The sequence below is a fragment of the Paenibacillus contaminans genome, assembly GCF_003285015.1.
GTDB lineage: Bacteria > Bacillota > Bacilli > Paenibacillales > NBRC-103111 > Paenibacillus_V > Paenibacillus_V contaminans.
Genome location: NZ_QMFB01000004.1, coordinates 58,853 through 84,870, shown reverse-complemented (window position 1 = coordinate 84,870; position 26,018 = coordinate 58,853). Strand labels below are relative to the sequence as shown.

General features: G+C 52.2%; 17 protein-coding genes. All 17 read left to right on the top strand.

Features of this window, described 5'->3' with window-relative positions; all coding sequences use genetic code 11:
* The first annotated feature begins 206 nt into the window (after positions 1-206).
* The 17 genes from DQG23_RS09190 to DQG23_RS09110 all read left to right on the top strand — a co-directional run bounded on the left by DQG23_RS09190 (position 207) and on the right by DQG23_RS09110 (position 25,997).
* Entirely contained in the window at positions 207-2,009 is a 1,803-nt protein-coding gene (locus tag DQG23_RS09190) for a cache domain-containing sensor histidine kinase (protein ID WP_158560368.1), read from the top strand.
* 3 nt (positions 2,010-2,012) lie between these two features.
* Entirely contained in the window at positions 2,013-3,671 is a 1,659-nt protein-coding gene (locus DQG23_RS09185) for a response regulator (RefSeq protein ID WP_113030537.1), read from the top strand.
* Between the two features lie 101 nt (positions 3,672-3,772).
* Positions 3,773-5,458, top strand: a complete 1,686-nt coding sequence (locus tag DQG23_RS09180; protein WP_113030536.1) for an extracellular solute-binding protein — start codon at positions 3,773-3,775, stop codon at positions 5,456-5,458.
* A 142-nt stretch (positions 5,459-5,600) separates the two neighbouring features.
* On the top strand, positions 5,601-6,455 hold the full coding sequence (locus DQG23_RS09175; RefSeq protein WP_113030793.1) for an ABC transporter permease: 855 nt from the start codon (positions 5,601-5,603) through the stop codon (positions 6,453-6,455).
* 70 nt (positions 6,456-6,525) lie between these two features.
* Entirely contained in the window at positions 6,526-7,371 is an 846-nt protein-coding gene (locus tag DQG23_RS09170) for a carbohydrate ABC transporter permease (RefSeq protein ID WP_113030792.1), read from the top strand.
* A 108-nt stretch (positions 7,372-7,479) separates the two neighbouring features.
* Positions 7,480-8,292, top strand: a complete 813-nt coding sequence (locus DQG23_RS09165) for an AAC(3) family N-acetyltransferase (RefSeq protein ID WP_113030535.1) — start codon at positions 7,480-7,482, stop codon at positions 8,290-8,292.
* 31 nt (positions 8,293-8,323) lie between these two features.
* A complete protein-coding gene (locus DQG23_RS09160) occupies positions 8,324-9,223 on the top strand; it encodes an amidohydrolase family protein (protein ID WP_113030534.1) in 900 nt (299 codons plus the stop codon).
* 107 nt (positions 9,224-9,330) lie between these two features.
* Positions 9,331-11,385, top strand: coding sequence for a right-handed parallel beta-helix repeat-containing protein (locus tag DQG23_RS09155; protein ID WP_113030533.1), 2,055 nt, complete (start codon positions 9,331-9,333; stop codon positions 11,383-11,385).
* A 37-nt stretch (positions 11,386-11,422) separates the two neighbouring features.
* Positions 11,423-13,225 carry a right-handed parallel beta-helix repeat-containing protein gene (locus DQG23_RS09150; RefSeq protein WP_113030532.1) on the top strand — a complete coding sequence of 601 codons (1,803 nt, stop codon included), beginning with the start codon at positions 11,423-11,425 and terminating at the stop codon, positions 13,223-13,225.
* Positions 13,203-15,941: an alpha-galactosidase gene (locus DQG23_RS09145; RefSeq protein WP_113030531.1), complete on the top strand. Its 2,739-nt coding sequence runs from the start codon at positions 13,203-13,205 to the stop codon at positions 15,939-15,941. The genes DQG23_RS09150 and DQG23_RS09145 overlap by 23 nt, the downstream gene beginning before the upstream one ends.
* Positions 15,942-15,991: 50 nt before the next feature.
* Positions 15,992-17,422, top strand: coding sequence for a hypothetical protein (locus tag DQG23_RS09140; RefSeq protein WP_113030530.1), 1,431 nt, complete (start codon positions 15,992-15,994; stop codon positions 17,420-17,422).
* Between the two features lie 96 nt (positions 17,423-17,518).
* Complete coding sequence (locus DQG23_RS09135) at positions 17,519-18,925, top strand: ABC transporter substrate-binding protein (RefSeq protein WP_113030529.1); 1,407 nt, start codon at positions 17,519-17,521, stop codon at positions 18,923-18,925.
* Positions 18,926-18,959: 34 nt separating this feature from the next.
* Complete coding sequence (locus DQG23_RS09130; protein ID WP_192894568.1) at positions 18,960-19,838, top strand: sugar phosphate isomerase/epimerase family protein; 879 nt, start codon at positions 18,960-18,962, stop codon at positions 19,836-19,838.
* A gap of 136 nt (positions 19,839-19,974) precedes the next feature.
* A complete protein-coding gene (locus DQG23_RS09125) occupies positions 19,975-21,096 on the top strand; it encodes an ABC transporter ATP-binding protein (RefSeq protein WP_113030791.1) in 1,122 nt (373 codons plus the stop codon).
* 20 nt (positions 21,097-21,116) lie between these two features.
* A complete protein-coding gene (locus DQG23_RS09120; protein ID WP_113030527.1) occupies positions 21,117-24,119 on the top strand; it encodes an extracellular solute-binding protein in 3,003 nt (1,000 codons plus the stop codon).
* On the top strand, positions 24,106-25,083 hold the full coding sequence (locus DQG23_RS09115; protein ID WP_113030526.1) for a carbohydrate ABC transporter permease: 978 nt from the start codon (positions 24,106-24,108) through the stop codon (positions 25,081-25,083). The genes DQG23_RS09120 and DQG23_RS09115 overlap by 14 nt, the downstream gene beginning before the upstream one ends.
* Complete coding sequence (locus tag DQG23_RS09110; protein WP_113030525.1) at positions 25,083-25,997, top strand: carbohydrate ABC transporter permease; 915 nt, start codon at positions 25,083-25,085, stop codon at positions 25,995-25,997. The genes DQG23_RS09115 and DQG23_RS09110 overlap by 1 nt, the downstream gene beginning before the upstream one ends.
* The last annotated feature ends 21 nt before the right edge of the window (positions 25,998-26,018 follow it).

The following is a 26,018-nucleotide window of genomic DNA, read 5'->3' as shown; positions in this document are numbered from 1 at the left end:
TAGCTTTTTTTTATGCAGTCGCTTCAGAAGCAAAACCCGGATTGTAAACTAGTTGAAATCGGACATCGATTGTATAGATTGTCCGATAGTCATGTCTCCTTATTTTTCTTATGATAGAGGAAAAGACTTCCGAAAGACTCGATCTTTGCCGAAACGGGGCGATTTTCTTTCGTTCAAGGCGGGCTGCGGAGAAAAGGGGACGTGGAATGAACCGGTTCAGAAACATGATGCGGTCGATTTTTGCGAAATTGGTATTTGCTTTCATGATCGTGCTTATTCCGCTGTACGCATTAAGCTTGAATATGAACGACTCGGCGTCCCGCAGCGTAAAAGACCAGATTACAGCCTCGCTATATTCGCGGGTACAGTTCCATATGGACTCTCTTGAAACGGACTTCGACCGCATCATTCGTCTCGAGCAGGAATTCGTCAACGATGCCGATTTGACTAAGCTAAGCAACTCCGCCGCCATTATGGAGGATTTCGACAAGACTATCGTCATCAATAGGCTTAGAAGCCGTCTCGGCTTGTTAAAAACATCGAATCCATATATTTTGAGCGTCGGCATTTCGATCGCATCGATCGATCGGACTTTATCCACAGACAATATCATCGATCCGATCGATCCAGGCGCGTTCCGAGAGCTTTCGCAGCCGACAAACCGTTATGTATCGCCATTTCTGACTTACAGCGACCGCTTGTTCATCAGCGTTCCCTACCCGGAAATAGGCAGGCGTGAGGACCAGCAATTTGTCATTGCGGTGGAGATCGACAAAGCGGAAATCCGCCGCGTTCTCAGCCGGCTCTCCGACAATGCGGAGGGCGGCGTTGTGCTCTTCGACAGCCGCTTGCGCTGGCAGGTTTCCGACCGGACGCAGGGTGAAGGCGATATCGATGCAGCCGAGCTGGCGCGGGGGCTCGGATTGTTAGCCGTCTCAGAGCGCGAAGCTTCCGGCGGGTCCGGTTACCGGACAGTTACGGTCGACGGAACGCCGTATATCGTAGCCTTCGAACAATCCTCTTCTCTCGACGCCACATTGCTTACCTACCTGCCGGAAAAGGTCGTTCTCGGATCTTTGCGGAAGTATAGAGACGGCTACTGGCTGCTTTCGATCGTCTCGGCAATCGTCGTCGTTTTGTTCTCTTATTTGATCTACCGTTTGATCCATCGGCCGCTGCGCACAATGGTCGTAGCCTTCCGAAAGGTTGAGCACGGCAATTTGGACGCTCCGATCGTCAGCAGAAACCGGGACGAATTTTCCTATTTGTATTCGCAATACAACAGCATGATCGGCAGGCTGAAGGTGCTTATTCATGAAGTGATCGAACATCAATACCGCGTGCGGATATCCGAGTTGAAGCAGCTGCAGCTCCAGATCAATCCCCATTTTTTGTACAACAGCTTTTTTATCATTTATCGTATGGCCAAAGTCCACGAAACGGAAAATGTGATGCGCTTCGCCAAATATCTCGGACGTTATTACCAGTATATTACGCACAACAGTCAGCAAGAGGTGCCGCTTACGGAAGAATTGGAATTTGCCCGGACCTATGTCGAAATTCAAAAATACCGCTACGCCGGGCATGTCGAAATCGATTTTCCCGATCCTCCGCCATGGGTCGGGCGAATTCCGGTCCCTCGTCTAATCCTGCAGCCGCTGCTCGAAAATTGCTACGAGCACGGGTTGACCGATCCGGAGAAGGACGGCATCATCGCCGTTTCGTTCCAAGTAAGCGAACACGGGGGCGTATTAACCATCGGTGTAGAAGACAATGGGGATTCCTTGGAGGATGCCGAGCTGCCTCGTCTTAGACAAGCGCTCGACGCCGAGCTTGAGCCGCCCGAATCGACCGGGCTGTTCAATGTGCATCGCAGGCTTCGCATCAAATTCGGCAATGAAAGCGGCGTGCGGCTGGAGCGCAGCCAACTGGGCGGGTTGAAAGCGGAAGTCGTTCTTCCCCTTTCCTCGAAGCCTCAGGATGAGAAAGATAGAGTAGAGGAGGAATAGGCAATGAACAGGCTGCTGATTGTGGACGATGAAAAGATGATCGTCGACGGCATTTACGAATTATTCGAACAATCGGCTTTTGCCGATCTTGACATTTATCGCGCGTATTCCGGGAAAATGGCGCTGAAGCTGCTCGGGAGGACGAAATGCGACGTCGTGTTAAGCGATATCGCCATGCCCGGAATGGACGGCTTGCAGCTGCAGCGGGAAATACATCGTTTATGGCCGCAGTGCAAAGTCATTTTTTTGACCAGCCACAACGACTTTCATTACGCTCACAATGCTTTAAGAAGCGGCATTTTTGATTATGTGCTGAAAACCGAGGAAGACGACCATATCGTCGACGCCGTGCGAAGAGCGCTGGACAGTCTGGATGCGGAACGGCGAAGCGAAGCGTTTATTGATCAAGCTCGCAAGCAGCTTCATGAGGCGCTCCCCGCTTTAAGCAAGGAGCATCTGCGCAAAATTTGCAACGGCGTTTTCGCGCCTGCGGACATCGCGCCGGCAACGTTCGCCGAGCTGCGCATTCCGCTCGACGCTTCCCGGCCGGTCTGGCCGATTATCGGACGCGTCGACGATTGGAGCGGTTACGAAAGCGCCGCGGACCGGGCGCTGATGACCTATGCGCTGCAGAATATGAGCGGGGAATATTTTGTCAAAGAGCGATTTTATATGATTCCGCTCGATAGTACCCATTTCGCCATGTTCGTGCAAGCGAGTGAAAAAGAAGGAAATTCGGAAGCGGTTGAACCTTACTACGGGGAGCATCAGCTTCGCTTGTTTATTGTGGAAACGGTGGAAATGATCCGCTCATCCATGAAGCAGCTGTGCAAACTCCCCGTCTCTTTTGCCGTCGGACAAGGTCCGGTGATGTGGGATAGGCTTTATCATGCATTCGAGCGTTTGCGCAAGCTGCTCGTACGAGGCCTCGGCAGCAGCGGAGAAATGATCGTGTGCGAGGGGACGCCGTTTGCCGACGTTCCCGCCGCCGCTTCGGACAGTCACCGCCAAACGGTAAAGACGATCATTAGGCGGCTGAGCGACATCGAATTGACGGATCTGCGCCAGCACGACCGGTTTGCGGAGGTGGTTCAAGAGCTGAAAGCATGCCTCGCATCAGGGTTTCATACTTCCCTGTATCTTGAAGTGTATTATTCGGTTGCCGCGCATCTATTGTCCGAGATAAGCCGGTGGGCGCCGCATTTGCTGAAAGCCGATGCCGGAATCGAGGCGATCCTGGAATTCCGTGCGGAGAAGCCCTATACGGTAGCCCTTGACGATTTGATCAAGCTGTCCGCACGGCTCTTGGACGAAAGCATCGAGGATCAGCGAGAGCGGACTCACCAAGTTATCCGTAAGCTGCATCAATATATAGCGGATCATCTTGACCGGGATTTATCGCTCACGGCGCTGTCCGATGTGGTGTACTTGAACCCCATTTATTTGTCGCGGTTGTACAAGCAGACGACAGGAATCGGACTGGTCGACTACATTAATGATATTCGGATGCAGCGGGCGAAATCGCATCTCGCCGAAACGCAGATGAAAATACACGAAATCGCCCGAAGCATCGGAATCGAAACGCCGACGTATTTCGCCCGGCTGTTCAAGCGCAGGGAAGGCATCACGCCGCAGGAATACCGGGACCGATTCAACAAGTAGAAATCGGTTGACGAAAGTTGAGAATGTACGATAGCCGCAGCTCCGCTCAGTTTCTATAATCAAAGTAACAAACAATCATTGTTTGCAAAGGGGATACAACGATGAACGGATCGGCCATGCGGACCCGAATGGCAGCGGTCATAGCAGCGTCGCAGTTTCTTTTCTTCACAGCAGCCTGTTCCACGTCGGAATCGGAAGTGGACGTGGACGAGAGCAAACCTTCCGCAGTTGTCCCTATGGAAACAGGCGGCAAGGAAGCGGAAAGCCCGCCTCCCACCTCGCCGCCCGGCAAATACGATCCCCCGATCGAGATTACGAGCGCCCGGATCGTCGATGGTACCTACAAATACGATAAGGGAGATACGATTGAAAACAATATTTGGACGAAAGCGTATTTGGACGAGCTCGGCATCAAGCTGAAGTACGTCTGGGTAGTCGGAAGCGATCAAGCCGAGCAGAAGATGAATGTTGCGGTCTCTTCGGGCGATCTGCCGGAATTTTCGCTGGTGAACTCGCGTCAATTGAAGCAGCTTGCGGATGCCGACATGCTGATGGATCTGACGGACATTTATGAAACGTACGCTTCGGCTCTTACGAAGCGGTTCCATCTCGAGGACGGTCCCAACCCGCTGAAAGCGGCGACGATCGACGGCAAGCTGATGGCGATTCCGGAAAGCGGCGCTGCGATTGAATACGCCCAGATGATCTGGCTTCGGACGGATTGGCTTCAAAAGCTGCATATACCCGAACCAAAGACGATGGACGATCTGGTACGGATTGCCGAAGCTTTCGCCAAGCAAGATCCGGACGGCAACGGCAAGCATGACACGTACGGCATGTTTTTGTCGAAGGAGCTTTATTTAGAAGGATTTTTCAGCGGCTATCACGCTTATCCGAGATTTTATTTGAAGGATGCATCTGGAGAGCTCGTCTATGGCAGCGTTCAACCGGAAATAAAACCGGTGCTGCAGAAGCTTCAGGACATGTACAAAGCAGGGCTGATCGACAAGGAGTTCGGCGTCAAGCCTTTCGACAAAGCGGTCGAAGACGTGAAAGCAGGCAAAATCGGTTTTATGTTCGGCTCCATGGCAAGCCCGATGTTTCCGCTGAACGACAGCAAGAAAAACGATCCCAAGGCGGAATGGCGCCCTTATTCGCTCGTTTCGGCCGACGACAAGCCGGCTTTGACACAAACTCCGGCTACGATGATCTACAACTACTATGTCGTGAAGAAAGGGACGAAGCATCCGGAAGCGCTCATCAAGATGATCAACCTTTATGCGGAAAAGGGCTATGGCGACCATCCGACTCCGACATTTTTCAACAACAATGGGCTGGAAACGTTCAAATATGCTCCTTTCAAGGTATGGCCGCCGGAAAACAGCTTGAATACGCAGCGGAATATTGCCAAGGCGTTAAAGAACGGAGATGCGTCAAACTTACGTTACGATCAGAAAAACATCTACGACATGATCGTCAATTACCGGACAACCGGCGACGTTAACGACTGGGGAATGGAGCGCGTGTATAGCGACAGCGGCTCGTTCGGCATTCTCGACCGGTATTTGAACGAGAACAAACAGATCAAAAACGCGTTCTTCGGGACGCCGACCAAAACGATGGCCTTGAAAGGCTCTACGGCGTTCGCATTAGAATTGGAAACGTATACAAAAATTATTATGGGTGCGCCGATTGACGAATTCGACCGGTTTGTGGAACAAAGGAACCGGCTTGGCGGCAGCCAAATAACGCAAGAAGTGAACGAGTGGTACTTGAAACAGAAGTGAGGCTGCTTCTGAACAGAAGCGAAGCTGCTTCCGATGCGGAGGGGAAGAAGACTTGCGCAACAAAATACCGGGGCCGGCGAGCAAGCGCGCAACCGAACCGGTACGATCGGGCAAGTGGAAGCGGGAGCTTCCGCTGCACCTCATGTTTGCGCCTGCCCTGTTACTCATCTTGATATTTAGCTATATTCCGATGTTCGGTATCGTAATCGCCTTCCAGGAGTTTAGCCCTGCCAAAGGAGTCGCCCGTTCCGAATGGGTCGGACTCGACAACTTCCGGTATGTGATGGAACTGCCCGGCGTGCCGCGTATTTTATGGAACACCGTATCGATAGCCGTTATGAAAATCGCTGCAGGAACTGTCGTACCAATCGTCGTTTCGCTGTTACTCAATGAGTTGCGCAAGCAATGGATCAAACGCGGCATCCAAACGCTGATTTATTTGCCCCATTTTTTATCTTGGGTTGTACTTAGCGGCATGCTGATCGATTTCTTGTCTTTGAAAGGCATCGTCAACACGGCGATTGCGGGAATCGGTTTGAAGCCTGTGTTTTTTATGGGCGATAACAAATGGTTTCCTTATGTACTTGTTGCTTCCGACGTTTGGAAAGAATTCGGCTTCAGCACGATCGTTTATTTGACGGCGCTTGCCGCGATTAATCCTTCGCTTTATGAAGCGGCTGTTATGGATGGAGCCAACCGCCGGCAGCGGATGCTGCATATTACGCTGCCGGGCATGATGCCGATCATCGTATTGATGATGACGTTAAGCTTGGGCAGCGTGTTGAACGCGGGATTCGACCAGGTATTCAATCTGTACAGTCCGATCGTCTACGAAAGCGGCGATATCATCGACACCTTCGTATACCGGATCGGCATGATCGATTCGCAATACGGCGTGGCTACCGCAGTGGGGCTCATGAAATCGCTCGTTTCGTTCGTGCTTATTTCCGCGTCCTACCTGCTTGCCTACCGTTTGGCCAATTATCGTATTTTTTGATCCGTTTACGGGGAAAGGGGGTGACCGTTTCGTGACAATCTCGCTCGGCTGGGTCAGCCGTTTGTACAGCATGCTCATTTATACAGCCTTGCTTGCAATTGCGGTGTTGTGCATGATTCCGCCGATACATGTGCTGGCCGTCTCGCTAAGCGCCGGCAGCGCGGCGGGAGCCGGAACGGTTTCCTTGCTTCCGGTCAAATTCACCCTTCAAGCTTATGATTTCGTACTGAGCAAACCGGAATTTCATCGATCCTTGCGGGTTACGCTTGAACGGGTGGCACTCGGCGTTCCGATCAGCATGCTGCTTACGATCATGGCGGCGTATCCGTTGTCCAAAGAAAACAAACATTTTCGTTTCAGGACGGTATACGTATGGCTGCTTGTCATTACGATCCTGTTTAGCGGCGGCTTCATTCCATGGTACATGACGGTTAGAACGGTCGGGCTGCTCGACACGATTTGGGGACTCGTGCTGCCGGGAGCCGTCCCGGTGTTTAACATTATCCTGCTCTTGAATTTTTTTCGCGGCTTGCCTAAGGAGCTGGAAGAATCGGCATTTATGGACGGGGCCGGCTATTGGAAGACGCTGTGGCACATCCATGTCCCGCTTTCTTTGCCGGCGCTGGCCACCGTGACTTTGTTCACGACCGTAGGTCATTGGAACGCATGGTTCGACGGATTGATTCTGATGAACAAGCCGGAGCATTATCCGCTACAAAGTTATTTGCAGACGGTGGTCATCAACGTCGATGCGAGGCTGCTGGCAAGCGGCGATCTGCAGATGATCAAGGAAGCCGGCAATCAGACCGTCAGAGCCGCACATATCATTCTCGGTTCTTTACCGATTTTGTTGTTGTATCCGTTCCTGCAGCGGTTTTTCATGAAAGGTGTCGTGCTTGGAAGCGTGAAAGAATGAAAACGGCGGACTTCAGTATGGAGGTGAGGCCATGTAGCATAATAGCGAAACGGAAATGAAAGCAGCGGGAGCAAGGCGATATTATTGGACAGGGCGGGAGAATGTATCATGCAAGATTGGCAAGTTGTAACGAAAGACGATATTGTCCGCGCTTTCCGAGAAACGGGAGCGGGACCGTCGGATATCCTTCTGATTCACTCCTCGTTGAAGAGCTTCGGCAAGGTGATCGGCGGACCGAAAAGCGTCATCGATGCGGCTAAAGAAACGGTAACGGAGAGCGGTACGGTTGTGTTCCCGACTCTTGTGCAGAAGGATTTCCCCAATGCGTACCGGAATTGGGACGTCAACCGTTCGCCTTCCGACGTCGGGGTCATTACCGAGACGTTCCGCCTGCTGCCTGACAGCCTGCGAAGCGATCAAGCGACGCACTCGGTTGCCGCATGGGGGAATCAGGCAGCCGAATTGACAAGGGAGCATTCCTCGTACGGTCCGCGAATGGGGGTGTTTGGAGATTATTGTTTTTCCTACTCGTCGCCATGGCAAAAGATGTACATACAGAAAGCGTTGATCGTTTTTATCGGCATTGACACGATGTACAACACGTTTAAGCATTTTGCGGAATATATGCTGATGGAGCATTACTGCAGCGGCATAACGGATCCGAGGCGTAAGTGCGCGGCAATGTCAAAAATAGCCAGACACAATGTACCCGGCGTTTGGCCGTTTCACGATGCAAGAAAAACGCAGCAAACGCTCGATGAGCTGGGGCTTGTTACTTACGCCGCATGCGGAAATTCGAAGTTTACAAGCATTCGTGCGGATCGTTATGTCGACAATGTGCTGCGGCTGTTCAAGGAAAGCCCGGAAATGTGGTTCGATGATGAAGTACTGGAATGGATACAGGCGTATACGACTAGTTGATCGTACATAACGATTTGAGGTGACGGGACAATTGTTTATTGATATTCATGCGCATGCGTACAGAAAGCCGGTTCCTTTCGTCGTTCAGTTTTGCAGCGCGGAGCAGCTCATCGAGCGGTATGACGAATTGGGAATCGAGAAGGGAGTATTGCTTCCGATCGTAAGTCCCGAAATTTATATCCCGCAAGCGAATGAAGATATTCTCGACATGGCCGAAAAATACCCGGACCGGTTTATTCCTTACTGCAATGTTGATCCGCGCGCTCTGACGAATTCGGCGGAAGCGCCGCTAGACCGCATCCTTTCTTATTACAAGGAAAGAGGCTGCAAGGGGATTGGCGAGGTCATGATCAACTTACCTCTGATGGATCCGCTTGTACAAAATTTGTTTCGCCATGCGGAGCGCGTAGGGTTGCCGATCGTCTTCGACGGCTCGGATCAGATCAGGGGCGATTTCGGCTTGTATGACGACCCCGGCTTGCCGCAATTGGAGCATACTTTGCAAAGGTACCCGAATCTGATTATATTCGGGCATGGACCGGTATTTTGGTCGGAGATCGGCCGATTGGAAACGCCTGGGGAACGATCGTTTATTTTTCGCTTAGGCGGCGGCCAGGTAGGCAGATTGCCGCAAGGGCCGATTAAGGAAGAAGGGGTCGTGCCCAAGCTGTTCCGAAGATACCCGAATTTGTACGGGGATTTGGCCGATTATACGGCCTGCAATGCTTTAGCCCGAGATCCCGAGTACGGTCCTAAATTTCTGGAGGAATTCCAGGACCGATTGTTTTTCGGTACCGATATTTGTTTTCCGACGATGCCCGTTCCATTGATCGATCTGCTGACCGATTGGCGCGACACTCATAAAATCAGCGAAGCCGTGTTCAATAAGATCGCTCGGGAAAATGCAATCAAGCTTTTCGGATTGAACTAGTTGTTCGATCGGAAGCGGCGCGCGGAAGTCCCCTTCACCGGATTGGTTACATGCATCTTAAAGAGTCTGATTATTGCGAAAATATCCTAATTTAAGGAGCTAAAATCATGACTGAGAAAAAGCAGCAATCCAAGTCGAATAACAATGTCATTGATACGATGATGAGCAGGCGGAAACTGTTAACCGTAGCGGGCTCGGCGGTGGTGGCGGGGGCGCTGCTGGGAAGCGGAAAGGTATTTGCCCGTCAAGGCGGCGATGAAGGGGACGGCGCAAACGGAAAGGCCGTTGGCATTAAGAGGAACGTGGAAGAAATGATGCAGGAATTTACGCAGGATTGCTCGGAATGTTTGGCGGATATTGTCACGAATGTGAAGTCCTTCGGGGCGACCGGCGACGGCACGACGGACGATACCGCTGCCATTAGGGATGCGATAGGTTCCATAAGCGCTGCCGGAGGCACCGTATTTTTTCCAAGAGGCACCTATAGATGCAGATCGGTCGTCGTACCTTCAAACATTACGATTTTAGGAAATCATGCGGTCATTAAAGCGATAGACGTGTTTTATACCGTAACGACAAGCGCTGTGAGCGCGAACGGAACAAGCGTTACCGTGCAGGATCCCGACGGCATAAACATAGGCGATGTTGTCGCAGTAAAAAGTAATGTAACCGATCTGATCGTCGTAACGGGCAAAACGGGGAGCACGATTCAAGTACAGCCGATGAGGATTTTTAAAGGAGACTCCGAGACGCATACGGGCTTCAAATGGAGTCATGCTTCCGGCGCGAATGTTATCGTGATGCCGCAAATCTTTTGGGTTACGCAAGGATTGACGACGGATAGCGACGCAGCGGACGGCACCCCGAAAACAGGCGGAGTCGAAAATGTAGCCTTTAAGGGGATCACGTTCGTCGGGTCCAAAAACAGCAACGATTACAACAAGTTTACCGTATACGATTTGGTCTCGGGCGGAGCCTTATTTTTCTATAGAACCGCCAATTGCAGCGTCTCGCATTGCATTTTCGAGGATACGTACAGTACGTCTGTCGTTTATTACGGTTGGAATACGAATTTCGAGTTCAGCTCCAATACATGCAGGAATATAGGCTACGTCATTCCGACCAGTGTATCGCCGCAAATAAGAGACAGCACCAGCGGGGTGACGATGCACTGGGATCAGCGTTATACCTCGCAGACCAGTCTCCATGTCTCCGACTCGTACGTGATCGAGAACAATACGTTCAAGCATTGCTGGAACGGCGGCGTATTCGCATCCGCTACGAATAACGGCGCGATCCTGAACAATGATGTCGACGACTTCGTTTCTCACGGCATCGCCGTGTACGGCGGAGACCTGGGGATCGGCAGCTCGTCGGTCATCGTTGCCAACAACACGGTCAGGAACGGACGAAATACCGGCGATACGCTTGGTTTCGGTATGGGAATCTGGCTGTCGATCGTCAGCAAGAGCTGCAGTGCGGCCAACAACTTCATTGATAATTGCGAAAAAGGCATTGTTGTGAACGGCTTGAGCAATGCGAATATTACGGACAATACGATATCGAATTGTACGACCGCCTTTATCGAATTTACGCTTCGAAATGTAAACGTGAAGGTTTCCGACAATATTTTTATGCTGGTGTACGGGTATCCGGACAGTCAAACGGGCTCGAGCGTCGTGGTGCTGGACAGCTCGGGAAGCGCTTACGACAATGCGAGCGTTATGTTTCAGAGCAATCTGTATTCCTTGTCCGGCTCCTATAAAGGCTCCAGTATTGTCAGCGTAATTAAAAGCAACGACACCCTGTTTGTCGGCGAAAAAGGGAATTCGTTCGTGCCGTTCGCTTCGGTCTCCGACACGGTTTCCGCTAAAAAGCCGAAAATGCTGCACTGCGATTTCACGGCCATGGACGGGAGCGGAGTTGCGGCCGGTCAGGCATCGCTGTTGAATTGTATGGACAAAAACGGAAAAACGAGGACGATATTGGCCGATTCGGTCATGACCTACAATGAAAAGGAAGTTGCCGTCGTAAACAGCGGCGCCACGAGCGCCCGCCCAGCCGGCGTGCCGGTCGGTTATTGCTTTTTCGATACGAGCTTGAGCAAACCTGTCTGGTGGAGCGGAGCGAATTGGAAGGATAGCTCCGGTGCTGTCGTGTAATCGCAGGGTGTGTATCAGATAAAAGGAGCTAAAGGACATGTCTAAGGAATTGCAGGAATCCGTGACGAATAATGGGGAGGCTGCAGGCATTCGGAGGAATATTGATGGTATGCAAAAATTTGCTCAAGAGCTTTCCGCGGCGTTGGCGGATCAGGTAGCCAATGTGAAGTTATTCGGTGCGACCGGCGACGGAGAAATGGATGATACCGATGCTGTCCGGGCTGCTATAGAATCCATAAGAGCCACTGGCGGTACTTTGTTTTTTCCAAGCGGAGCCTATAGATGCAGGGCTATTGTAGTACCATCCAATATTACGATTATAGGGAATCATGCAGTTATTAAAGCGAAAGATGTATTTTACACTAAAACAACCAGTGCCGCATCCGTGAACAGTACAAGTGTAACTGTACAGAATCCGAACGGTGTATATGTAGGCGATGTTATCTCTTTAAAAAGCAACGAATTGGAGTTATTGGTTGTAACGGGTAAGAGCGGGGATGTTATTCAACTAGAGCCTATGAGGATTTTCAAGGAAATCGCAGGGACACATACCGGATTTAAATATGAGCATGCTTCCGGCTCCGATTTTATTGTGTTGTCTCAAATCTTTTGGGTTACTCAAGGGTTAACGACAGATAGCGATCCTTTGGACAATATCCCCAAAGCAGGTGGAGTTGAAAACGTAACCTTTAAAGGGATCAAGTTTGTCGGGTCTAAAAACAGCCATGATTATAGCAAGTTTACCGTATATGAGTTGGTTGCGAGCGGAGCCATATTCTTTTATAGAACCGCGAATTGCAATGTATCCGATTGTATATTTGAGGATACGTACAGTACAACCGTTGTCTATTACGGGTGGAATACAAATTTTGAGTTTAGCTCTAATACATGCAGGAATGTGGGTTATGTCATCCCGACTAACGTATCGCCGCAAGAGCGGGACAGTACAAGCGGGATAACCCTGCATTGGGATATGCGCTATGACTCGAAAACCAGTCCGCATGTTTCCGACTCGTATGTCATCGAGAACAATACGTTCAATCATTGCTGGAACGGCGGCGTATTTGCTTCCGCTACCAACAACGGATCGATCCTGAACAATGATGTCGACGGCTTTGTTTCTCACGGTATTTGTGTGTATGGCGGGGATTATGGGATAGGCAGCTCGGCTGTTATCGTTGCCAACAATAGAGTCAGGAATGGAAGAAACGATGGTGAACCGCTCGGTTACGGCATGGGCATTTGGCTGTCGATTATTAGTAAAAGCTGCAGTGCGACTAATAACTTCGTTGATAATTGTGAAAAAGGTATCGTTGTAAACGGTGTTAGGAATACGAACATATCCAACAACATCATTTCGAATTGTACGACCAGCTTTATGGAATTTACGCTTTCGAATAGGAGCGTGAACGTCTGCAACAACATTTTTATGCTGGAGAACGGGTACGCGGATAGTAAAGCGGGATCATGCGTCGTTCTTATAGACAGCTCGAATAGCGTAAACGATAATGCCAATGTTGTCATTCAAAGCAATCTTTATTCCTGTTCCAGCTCCTTCAAAGGCTCGCATATTACGCGTGTAATTGAAGGCAACGACACTCTTTTTATGAATGAAAGAGGTCAGGCGTTCGTTCCTTTTGCCTCGATCAGCGATGAGGTCTCCGCCAAAAAGCCGAAAATGATGAACTGCGATTTCGCGGGCATGGCCGGCAGCGGAGTTGCCGAAGGTCAGGCGTGGCTGCTGAATTGTCTGGAGGCGGACGGGACGATAAGGACGGTTTTGGATACGGCAGCTATAGATAGGAGAGAGAATGCCGATGCTGGACTTGTTTCGGAGTGACCAGGGGAAGAGCGCGATTGAATATACGCATTTTCCGACGGCGATGCAGGCGATTGTGTGGCGGAATTGGGGCATGGTACCGGTCGAACGGATCGCGAAAATACTGGAGGCTAGCTTGGATCAGGTGATCGAGCTGGCTGAAGGAATGGGCTTGCCCAGCTCCCCTGAGGTGGACCCGTTATGGCTGTCACGCGGCTATATTACCCTCATTCGGGCGAACTGGCATTTGCTCGCGTACGAGCAGCTGCTTGTGCTGCTGGATTGGACGGCCGATCAGCTTGCATTCGCCCTGAAGGAGGACGATTTCCTCTGGATCAAGCTGGGATCGTTGAAGCCGGCGCGAGATGCGGTTTATTATCGGCCGCTGACCGCAGAGGAGGAAGAAAGGACGGCGCAGCTTCGGCGTGAGATCGCCCGGCATTTTCCCGCTGACGCCCATCCGCTTCTGGAGAAGCCGTTCGGCTTCCTGCAGCGGTTTGCGGCGGATAGCGATCGCGATGATAAATGGATGCTTGCAAGGGAGAGCGTCAGAGTCAAAACCGATGATGCTGGTGCCAATGCTGCTAATGCTGATGAACATGCCAATGCTTATGCTAAAGCTGACGATGCTGCTAATGATGACGTCCGGCTGGACGCCGGCTGGCGCGTCTGTTATCCGGCCGGAGGCAAAAATGTGCGTGCGTTCGCCGACCGTTTCGTGCGGCGTTTGAAGCAGCGGTGGGGTATCGAGATGACCGCATGCGAGCTTGATCCGGAGCAGAAGGCTGACGCGCCGGAAGCTCATACGATTCAACTCGTCATTCGTAAGGAAAACAGCTTGCTCGCGGAAAGCCATGCGATCGAGGTGTCGGCTCATGCCGTAACGATCCGGGCGGTAGACGAGCCGGGGCTGCTTAAGGGCTTGCAGTGGATCGCCAAAAGGTTGGAGAGTCGCGGTGCGCCGCTGCTGAAGCGGGGACATACGCAGCGCAAGACGAAAATGGATCTGCGTTTTATTTATTCCTATTTCGCGGTATTCGGGGACCCTTTGATCGATCCAGAGGTAGACCCGTATCCCGACGCCTTGCTGGAATCGTTGTCGGAGCTGGGCGTGAACGGCGTATGGCTGCATGCGGTTTTGTACAATCTGGTTCCTTGGGATGCGGCGCCCGAGCTGTCGGTCCATTGGGAGAAGCGGCTTGACGGTTTGCGGAAGCTGACCGAGCGGGCGGCCCGGTACGGAATCGGCGTTTATCTGTATTTCAACGAACCGAGAGAGATGCCGCTTTCCTTTTTCGAGCGTTACCCGGAATGGAAGGGGCATTCGCATGACGGGATTCATGCCGTGCTTTGCACGTCGCATCCCGATATTCAGCACTATCTGCGCAGCGCCACAGCGCGCTTGTTTACCGAGGTTCCGGAGCTGGCGGGCCTGTTTACGATTACGAAGTCGGAAAACGTCACGCACTGCTACTCGCATGCGAACCGCCAAACGACGACATGCGCCCGCTGCCGCGAACGGGAGCCGATAGACGTCGTTGCCGAGCTGAACCGCTGTATCGCCGAAGGGGCTTTCAGCGCCAAACCGGACGCAAAGCTCATTTGCTACACCTGGGCATGGACCGAATACAAGGAAGAAACGCTTATCGAAGGGATTCGTAAACTTCCGGACGGGATGCGCGTCATGTGCGTAAGCGAGGAGCTGATGCCGACGTTTGTGGCGGATACGGAAGGCTACGTGCGGGATTACTCGATTTCCATCGTCGGACCGGGGGAAAGATCGAAAATAAGCTGGGAAACCGCAGCGGCGCGCGGGCTGGAATCGGTCGCAAAGGTGCAATTCAACAATTCGTGGGAATGCTCCGCCGTTCCTTACTTGCCTGTGTTGGATTTGGTCGAGGAGCATCTGAAGCGTTTGCTGGAGTCCGGAGTCACGGGGCTGATGTTAAGCTGGACGCTGGGAGGGTATCCGTCTTCCAATCTCGAGCTGGCTTCCGAATATTACTGGGAAACGTCCGCTGCCGATTCAACCGATCCGTTTGAAGCTGCAGATAGATTTGTGCCGTCAGTGAAATCGGAGCTGCTAAAGCGTAAATTCGGCGAAGCGGCGGAGCCGATCGAAGGGGCGATCCGACAATTGAGCGAAGCCTTTCGGCAGTTTCCTTTTCATATCACAACGCTTTATGCAGGCCCGCAAAACTCGGGACCGGCCAATTTGCTGTACCTTTCTCCGACCGGCTACAGGGCTTCGATGGTGGGCTTTCCCTATGACGATCTGAACACTTGGAGAAGCATTTATACGGCCGAGCGGTTCGAGAAGCAGTTTCAGCTGCTGGCAGAGCAGTGGAAGTCGGGCTTGGACATCTTGCTGGGAGCGGAAGCCGCCGTGCCGGCCGGCAGCCGGAGGGAGTATACGGAGCTTCTCCATACGGCAATGGGCGCTTACTATCATTTTCAAAGCACGGCTAATCAAGTCTCGTTCGTAAGATTCCGGGATTTATTCCTTCAGGAACAGGACGAAAAAGCGCGCGGCAAGCTGCGGAGCCGTTTGGCCGAACTTGTCGAGGATGAGCTGGAATCGGCCAAATCGTTATACGCGCTCGTAAGCAGAGACTCTCGTATCGGCTACGAAGCCACGAACCATTACTATTACAGGCGCCAGGATCTTCAGGAGAAAGCGCTCAATTGTTTGCATATCAAGCGGCAGCTTGCAGGAGAATCGGCCATTTATGTTTAAGGCGAATTCGCAAAGAAGGTGAAGTTTACCTTTAAGGGGGGAATCCGGCTATGACTGACGCGATACGGATCGCAAACCGCAGAGAGTTGTTTTGGGACGAATATTTGATCGATACGGAAAAAACGACCGCAGTGCGGCAGCTGAACAAGCTTCAGCCGAAGGAAGTCGCGATCATTCACGACGCTCCTTGGGAGGGAGACGGCTGCAACTATCATTGCATCGTGAAGGACGACGGCTTGTACCGGATGTATTATTTGGGCTGGGAGATGCTGGACCCGGATGTTACGCAGCATGTTACGGGATCGATCGTCGTCTGTTATGCAGAAAGCGTGGACGGCAAGGATTGGATCAAGCCGGAATTGGGCATCTGCGAATATGGAGGCTCCCGGAGCAATAATATCATTCTCGATTCGAATACGGCCAGGTTCGATAACTTTTACGTATTCAAGGACATGAACCCCGAATGCCCCGACGAGGAGCGCTATAAAGGCACCGCGATCGACTGGAACGACAATTATTTATGGTGCTTCACAAGCCGCGACGGCATTCGTTTTCGCAAAGCGTGGCGGATGACAAATCAAGGAAAGTTCGATACGCTGAACGTCGCATTTTGGGATACCCTGGCGAATAAGTACAGATGTTATGTCCGCGATTTTCACGATATTCCGGGCAACGACTGGAACGCCGGGATCCGGGACATCCGCTGGATGGAATCGGCCGATTTTAAGCAATGGACGACGCCGGAACGGCTCGATTTCGGCGATGGCGAGGACTACCCGCTTTATACGAACGTCGTTCAGCCGTATTATCGGGCTCCGCATCTCTATGCCGGCTTTCCGTCACGCTATGTGGAGAAGAAAGAGTGGACGCCGAACTTTGACGATTTTGCCGGCGCGTTAAGCCGTAAAAAAAGGATGGGTGTACATCCTCGCTACGGGCTGGCCATTACGGACTGCGTGTTCATGAGCTCTCGCGACGGGCGCAGCTGGAGCCGCTGGGACGAGGCGTTTATGACGCCGGGACCGGAGCATCCGTACAACTGGGTTTACGGCGATTGTTTTCCGGCCGTCGGCATGATCGAAACCGGAAGCGATCTCCTTCCTTACGCTCCGAACGAGCTTTCGATGTACGCCAAGGAGGGGCATTGGTCGCAAAAACCTGCAAGGCTCAGGCGTTATACGATCAGGATAGACGGGTTCGTATCTTATAGAGCGACGTATAAGCCTTGCGTAATAACGACTAAGCCGTTCATCTATGAAGGCGGTCGGCTGTCGGTCAACTTCGCTACATCTGCGAGAGGGTACATGAAAGTGAAGCTTGCTTCCGCGGATCGGACGATTACCTCCATCGAGTTGTTTGGAGACTCTCTCGACAAAACGGTTGTTTTTACGGACGGCGATCCTTCATTCTTGTCCGGCCAACCGGTAATTATGGAAATAACGATGAGCGACGCGGAGTTTTATTCTTTCAAATTTAACTGACTAAAGTAGGTATTCATGCGGTTTTTTGTTCAGTGTTGGAACAACCATAAATCATATGGTTAGACCATATTATTATTAAAATTATCAGGAGGGGTTATGAAAATGTTCAAACCGTGGAGTCGTTTGGCGCTTGTAAGTGTGATGACAGCTTCTTTGCTGGCTGCGTGCAGCGGGAATACGGGCACCGGCACAGGGAATACGGAATCGCCAAAAGGCACGGAAACGCCGAAAGGCACGGAAACGCCGAAAGGCACCGAATCGCCGAAACCGAAAGAGACTGTGGAAATAACCATTATGCATTACAACGGCGCCTGGAGCGAAGAACAAACGGCGAAAGTGTTCGCGGAACCGATTATGAAAAAATATCCGCATATCAAAGTTAAGGCAATCGGCTCTACGGGAAAGCCATTGGCTGAGGAACTGGCGGATCGGGTCGTTACAGGCAATGTGCCGGATTTGATCATGACCACCCCGGGTGTCGGGTTCGAAACGACGATTCGCCAATTTAAAGGCGAGTACGATTTGACGCCGCTAATCAAGACTTTCAACTATGACTTGAATCAGTTGGACCCGGAGGCGCTTAAAGTCGCCCAAATGTTGTCGACGAATAAGGAGCTTTACAGCCTTCCGATCTACATGTCGCCGAATACGATCTATTACAACAAGGCCATATTCGATAAGTTCGGCGTCGCTTTGCCGAAAGACGGTATGACATGGGATGAATTATACGAGACGACCAAAAAGCTGACACGCAATGAAAACGGCGTCCAATACCGCGGCTTTATGCTTTCGGGTTTTCATTTAATGAGACTGAATCAAGTGTCGCAAAAAATGTTCGACAGCTCAGGGGAGAAGCTTGCATTCGACACGTCGGAATATAAAAACTATCTAAAGGACATCTTCCGCATATACGACCTTCCCGGCTACGATATGAACAAAGTGGGCCAGGGCGCCAACTTGAATATGTTCTTGAAAGACCAAACGGTCGCTATGCTCGAGCCGGGCGGCGTACTGCTTGATGAGAAGCAGCTCTCGGGGGCTCTTGGGGACCAATGGGATTTCACTTCCTTTCCTTCGTTAAAAGAAAAACCCGGCGTCGGCTACCAGCCGTATCCGTTCGTTATTTCGATGTTTAATACGAGCAAACACAAGGAAGAAGCTTTTCAGGCGATGGCTTATTTAACCTCCGCCGAGTTTCAGGCAGCGGCTACCAAACAAGGAAGTCTGCTGCCGGTGATAAAGGACAAATCGATCGTAGCGACATTCGGACAGGAGTCCGATTTCTATAAAGGTAAGAATGTTGGCGCTCTGCTGCCGAAGCAGTTTGCGTCGGTACCGGATGAGCCGACTTCCCCCTATAGGGATATTGCTCAGAATGAACTTGTAAACATCTATGCTAACGTCGTTCACGGCAAGATGGAAATGAACCAGGCCTTCCGCGAGGCCTTGGAGAGGGCCGATAAAAAAATCGAAGAGACGAAAGTGGCCAAAGGCGCCAAGTAGCGAAAGGGATTAGTATCCCTTAAGGAGAATGTTCATGACTTTACCAAACAAAATTGGCGTCATCGTCGACAGCTTCCGGGCCGGCATGAACGAAGGGTTGAAGAAAGCCAAGGCGGTCGGAGCGGACGGCGTGCAAATGCACGCCGTCCGCGGGGAGATGGACCCGGACAATTTGCAGCAGGCCGTAAGAAAGGAATTAAGGGCGTACATTGGCTCCCTCGGACTGGACATCTCCGCATTGTGCGGGGATTTGGGCGGCTACGGATTTCAGGACCGAAAGGTCAATCCGGATAAAATCGAGAAGTCCAAGCGGATTCTCGATCTCGCCGTGGATCTGGGTACGAATGTGGTGACGACGCATATCGGCCATATTCCGGAAGAAGCGGACGATCCGATCTGCGCGGAAATGCGTCAAGCTTGCGAGGAGCTATCCGAATACGCTGCCGGCAAAGGCGCCTATTTTGCAATCGAGACCGGTCCGGAGACGGCCGAGCGGCTGAAACGTTTCCTTGACTCCTTCAGCTCGAAAGGGGTCGCGGTCAATTTCGACCCTGCCAATATGGTGATGGTGACGGGCGACGATCCGGCGCAGGGTGTCCGTTTGCTGAAAAGCTACATCGTCCACACCCATGCCAAAGACGGGATAAGTCTCCGTAAAGTCGATCCGCGCATCGTTTACAGCCCGTTCGGGTTCAATCCGATGGACCATGAGGAAACCGCCGCAATGATGGAGGGCGGCAGAATATTCAGAGAGGTTCCGCTCGGGGAAGGCTCCGTAAACTTTGACGCCTATTTCGGAGCGCTCGAAGAGATCGGGTATACCGGCTATTTAACCATCGAACGCGAAGTGGGCGACGATCCGGAAGCCGATATTCGCCGGGCGGTCGAATTTATTCGCAAATATCGGAAATAAGAAATCACGATCGGGGAAGCAGGCATCGTGACGGGTGGATGACGCTTATCCGACGCCTGCTTCCCCGATTGGATCGCAGCGCTTTGGCAATGTTTTTTTCTTTAACGAAATCATAGAGGAGGGGGGAACAGGCTACATGTCCCGGATTTTGTTCGATCACGTTTACAAGCAATACGGCAAGGACAAGCAAAATGTCGTGAAAGATTTCAACCTCGAAATCGAAGACAAAGAGTTCGTCGTGTTCGTGGGCCCTTCCGGCTGCGGCAAATCGACAACGCTGCGCATGCTCGCAGGACTAGAGGACATCAGCAAGGGCGAAATTTATATCAATGACGCGATCGTCAACGATCTGCCGCCGAAAGACCGCGACATCGCCATGGTGTTTCAAAACTACGCGCTTTACCCGAATATGTCCGTCTACGAGAACATCGCCTTCGGATTGCGGCTGCGCAAGCTGCCGAAGCATGAAATCGATCTCGCTGTCAAAAGAGCCGCGCGGATACTGGAAATCGAGCCGTATTTGGAGCGCAAGCCGAGGCAATTGTCCGGCGGACAACGTCAGCGTGTCGCGCTCGGCCGTGCGATCGTCCGCAACCCTCAGGTGTTTCTGATGGATGAGCCGCTTTCCAACCTGGACGCCAAGCTGCGTGTGCAGATGCGCTCCGAGCTGATTAGGCTGCACAAGCAGCTGGAAGTGACGACCATTTACGTTACTCATGATCAGACCGAAGCGATGACGATGGCGAGCAGGATCGTCGTGATGAAGGACGGCGTTATTCAGCAGATTGCCGTGCCTGAGGAAATATACAACAATCCGTCCAACACGTTCGTAGCCAGCTTTATAGGGTCGCCGCCGATGAATTTTATGGAAGGTAAACTGGAAGAACAGGGCGGCAAGCTGGAATTCCATACGAGCCGGTTTTCGCTGGAAATTCCTCAAGGCAATGCGAAAGCGCTAATTGCCAAGCGGCTAGCCGGCAAAGCGGTAACGCTCGGCGTTCGCCCTGAAAATATAAGCGTTGAACAGCTCTACTTCGAGGCGTTTCCGAACGCTGTCATAACCGGCATTCACAAATTCGACGAATTGATGGGTGCAGACCGGTTCCTTCATCTCGATGTCGGCGGGCCAAACCTTCTTGTCGTCCGTACTAGCCCGCGCAATCATTACGATGACGAGATGAAAATATCGGCTGCCATCGACATGCACAAAGCGTTATTTTTCGACCGGGACAGTGGCGAACGGTTATGCGGCTCTTAGAGATAAAAGGAGGTCCTCCAATGCACCGTCGCCGAAAAAGGAACAAACGTACTATCGCCGCTCTTGCGCTCTCCGCCTTGATACTTGCCGGCTCCGGCATCGTCGCTCCTCCTCCTGAAAAAGCGGCGTACGCTTCCGGCACCGTACCGGCGGAGAGCGGCGCGGCTTCATCAAAAGCCGTTGACGCAAGCGCGAGCGAATTGCATACGGATATCGAACCGTTTTATGCCGAGGTCTATGCGGACTGGATCGAAAAAGGTTATGTGAACGCCACAAACACGTATCGGCTAACAGGTGCCGATATTTATGCCCAGGCTCCGCAGCAATTGGCTCAGCCGGGCGGCTTCCAAGGAAAAGAACGCGTGCTGATCTGGAAGAGCGACCGGGACAATTGGATCGAATACAAAGTGAAAGTGGATAAAGAAGGATTATACCACTTGAATTTGCAGTACTACCCATACAGCGTGAACCAGACGGCGTCGTCGAACCGGCGGCCCATATCGCTCGCGGTCGCAATAGACGGAAACATTCCATTCCGCGAAGCGAGGGCGATAACGTTCCGCAGACAATTTAAAGACGATTTGCCCGTCAAGCAGGACGATAAGGGCAATGATATTCGCCCGAGATCGCTTTCGTCGGAAGGCTGGCTCGAAGAGCCTTTCCGCGACAACGGCGGCGGCTACAGCGAGCCGCTTACATGGTATTTGACGCAAGGCGAGCATACGATCCGTTTGTCCGGCAGCGAACCGATCGCGATCGGCGGATTGACGCTGACGCCTCCGGAAACCCCTGCAGACTATACGGCCTACGCCGCCAAACTCCCGGCCGAGCAAGGCAAGCTTGGCGAGGTCATTCCAATACAAGCGGAGCATATGACGGCCAAAAACGATGCAGCCATCCAGATGGCTGTAGATAAGGACGCGCTGTCGACGCCTTCTGCCGGGGCGCACGAAACGTTTAATACGGTAGGCGGCTCCAACTGGCAGCGCGGCGGGCAGACGATAACGTGGTCGTTCACCGTTCCGGATAGCGGGCGCTATAAAATTGCGATGCGCGCAAAGCAAAATACGATTTCGAATATGACCTCTTTCCGTACGATCGCGATCGACGGCAAAGTCCCGTTCAAGGAACTGCTCGCTTACCCGTTCCGGTACGATCTGAACTGGCGCGGCGTCACGCTGTCCGACGAAGCGGGCGATCCGTTCGAAATATATTTGGATAAAGGCGATCACGTCCTGTCTATGACGGCTACGATTTCCCCTTTCCAAGCGATTCTCATGGAAGCTGAGAAAGCGGCTGCCGAGCTGCGGCAGTTGACTGCGGAGCTGAAGTCGCTGACAGGCAATGTCGTGGACAAAAACCGCACTTGGAAAATAGACGTGGATTTCCCGGAGCTGCCGAACCGCCTGCAGGACGTTAGGGAGCGGATGCAATCGATGGCGGACAACATGCTGAAAGCGAACGGCCGTCGGGAAAACAGCGTTCAAACGTTGCTGAACATCGTCCGCGATATCGACAGCTATCTCAAATACCCGAACGAAATCCCTTACCATATGGACGATATTTCGGCGCTGCAAGAAAAAATCGGAGCCATAGGGGAAGTTTTGACCAAGTCTCCCCTGCAGCTCGATCAACTCTACATCGTTCCGGCATCGTCGTCTGCGCCGAAAATGGAAGCGGGCTTCTTCCAAAGAATGAAAACGTCTGCGATGAGCTTCTTCCGCTCTTTTCTCCGCAAGGACGATTTGAGCGATCTCGAAGCGGGCGCTCTTAACGTTTGGGTTAACCGTCCCCGCGACTACGTCAACCTGCTTCAAGAGATCAGCGATGAAATGTTCACGCCGCAAACCGGCATTAAAGTCAAAGTCAGCTTGCTGCCGGACGAAAACTTGCTTATTTACGCCAACGCAGCAGGACTATCGCCGGACATTGCGCTCGGCCAGCCGCAGAACAAATCGATCGATTTCGCCATGCGCGGGGCGCTCGAGGATTTGAGCGGATTCCCGGACTTCAAGCAAGTGGCGGACCGGTTCGCGCCAGGCGCGCTTCTTCCTTTTTATTACGATAAAGGGTATTACGCGCTTCCGGAAACGCAATCGTTTAAAGTGCTGTTTTACCGGAAAGACATTTTGGAGCGGCTCCGTTTGAACATCCCCGACACATGGGACGACGTGTACGATATGCTGCCGACATTGCAGCAAAACGGCTACAACTTTTATGTGCCGACGGACGATTTCATTACGTTTTTGTACCAGAACGGCGCGGAGTTTTTCAATAAAGACGGCCTGAGCACGGCGCTCGGAACGCCGGAAGCTTTCAAGGGGTTCAAGCAGTGGACCGATTTGTTCAACATTTATGACTTGGAAAAAAGCGTCCCGAGCTTTTACCAGCATTTCCGCAAAGGCTCCATGCCGATAGGGATCGCAGACTTCAATGCGTATATTCAGTTAACCGCAGCTGCGCCGGAATTAACCGGCTGGTGGGGAATCGCTCCGCTGCCCGGCGTTAAACAATCGGACGGCACGGTCGCCCGCTGGTCCTCCGGCGGACAGACGACCGGATTTATTTACAAGAGCTCCGACAAAAAAGAACAAGCATGGACGTTCCTGAAATGGCTGTTGTCCGCCGACGTGCAGGAAAGGTTCGGCTCGGATCTGGAATCGTTCAACGGCGTCATGTTCCGGTGGAACACCGCCAACATCGAGGCGTTCACCCGTCTGCCATGGCCGAAGGAGGATCTTAAGGTCATCCTCGAGCAATGGAAATGGTACAAAGAGCTGGCCAGTCCTCCGGGCGCTTATTTCGTCCCTCGGGAGCTGAACAACGCATGGAACCGTACCGTCGTCGACGGCATGAACTTCCGCGAATCGCTCGAGGAAGGCATCGTTAATATCGACCGGGAGATGGTGCGGAAAGCGCAGGAGTTCGGATTTATGACCCCGGACGGCAAAGCGACGCACACGCTCGATATGCCGCAAGTAAACAAACCGTGGGAAGGAGTTGAACGATATGTCCCGAAGTGAAGCCGGAATGACGGCGGCAATCGGTGAGAAAAGGGGCTATAAGCTCGGGACGCATGTGAACGCGTACCTTAAACGCGTATGGTCCTACAGGCTCTCGTATTTGTTTATCGCGCCTTTCGTATTATGCTTTACGGCTTTTATTTTCGTTCCGGTCCTGCTCGCCGTGCTGCTTAGCTTCACATATTTCAACGCCCTTCAGCCGCCCCGTTTCGTCGGTTGGCAAAATTATTTGTACTTGCTGTCGCAAGATTTGATATTCCTGAAAAACGCGCTGCCGAACACGATCAAATTCGTGCTGCTGGTCGGGCCCGGGGGTTATATCGCGTCTTTCATCCTGGCCTGGCTCATTTCCCAGCTGCCGAATTATTCGAGAACCGTATACGCGCTTATTATTTATAGCCCGTCGCTTGTAGCCGGTACGGCGATGGTCGCCGTATGGGCCCCCCTTCTGATGGGGGATCGAATCGGTTATTTGAACAGCATACTCCTCGGAATGGGGCTTATCGACAAACCGGTCCTATGGGTCACGGACCCGAAATATTTGATGAACGCGATGGTTGCCGTAACCTTATGGTCCAGCATGGGCGTCGGCTTTCTGGCCCAGCTTGCCGGCGTGCTGAACGTCAACAAGGAGCTCTATGAAGCCGGACGGATCGACGGGGTTAAGAGCCGCCTGCAAGAAATTTGGCATATCACGATTCCGTCGATGAAGCCGCAAATGCTGTTCAGCGCGGTTATGGCGATCGTCGGCACTTTTAAGGCGGGGGAAATCGGCCAACAGTTGTCCGGTACGTTTCCGACTCCCCAATATGCAGGCCATGTCCTCATGAGCCATATTCAGGATTACGGCGATGTCCGTTTCGAGATGGGGTACGCTTCGGCCTTATCGGTATTCCTGCTCGTCATGATGTACGCAGCCAATAAGCTCGGTCATAAATTATTCGGAGCCCGGGGGGATGAATGATGGCCGACATAGCCGGCAACAAGATCACGCGTTTCCTCGCATCCGTCCGGAATAAAAGAAGGAACAGGCTGGAGAAGAAAGACGCCTTTCAGAAAATGCTGTACGTGCTGCTGACGCTGTTATCCGTATTCATGCTCATTCCGCTTGTATTCATTTTTACAAACTCGCTTAAGCCGTATCAGGAGCTGTTCATCGTTCCGCCCCGCATTTACGTGGAAGATCCGTCGCTCCATAATTTCAAGGAACTGTTCCTTCTGTCGAGCAATTCCGCGGTTCCGGTGACCCGTTACTTGTTTAACAGCGCGGCGGTTACCCTACTTACGGTAGCCGGAGTCGTTATCGTCAGCGCATTATGCGCTTATCCGCTTTCCAAGCATAAATTTCCCGGCCATAAAGTGCTGTTCGCCGCGATCCTGCTTACGCTTATGTTCGCGCCGGAGACGGTCGGCATTCCGCGTTACCTGGTCGTGTCGAAGCTGGGCATCATGAATACGTATTTCGGCCACTTGCTGCCCGCCTTGGCCGCTCCCGTCAGCGTCTTCCTGATGAAGCAGTTCGTCGATCAAGTTCCGAACGAGCTGCTCGAAGCGGCCAAAATGGACGGTGCCCGCGAATTTACGGTTTTCCTTAAAATCGTCATTCCCACCATTATGCCTGCGGTGGCAACCGTCGCGATCCTGACGTTTCAAAGCGCTTGGGGCAACGTGGAAACGTCCAGATTGTTCATGCAGGACGAATCGATGAAAACATTCCCGTTTTTCCTCGGCACGATTACCTCCGGAGCGGCAAACTCCGTAGCAAGGCAAGGCGCCGCCGCGGCTGCAGCGCTCATCCTGTTTCTGCCGAACTTCTTGTTCTTCTTATTCTACCAGCGCAAAGTTATCGCGACGATGGCGCATTCCGGCATTAAATAAAGGACGCAGATTCGGAGGATA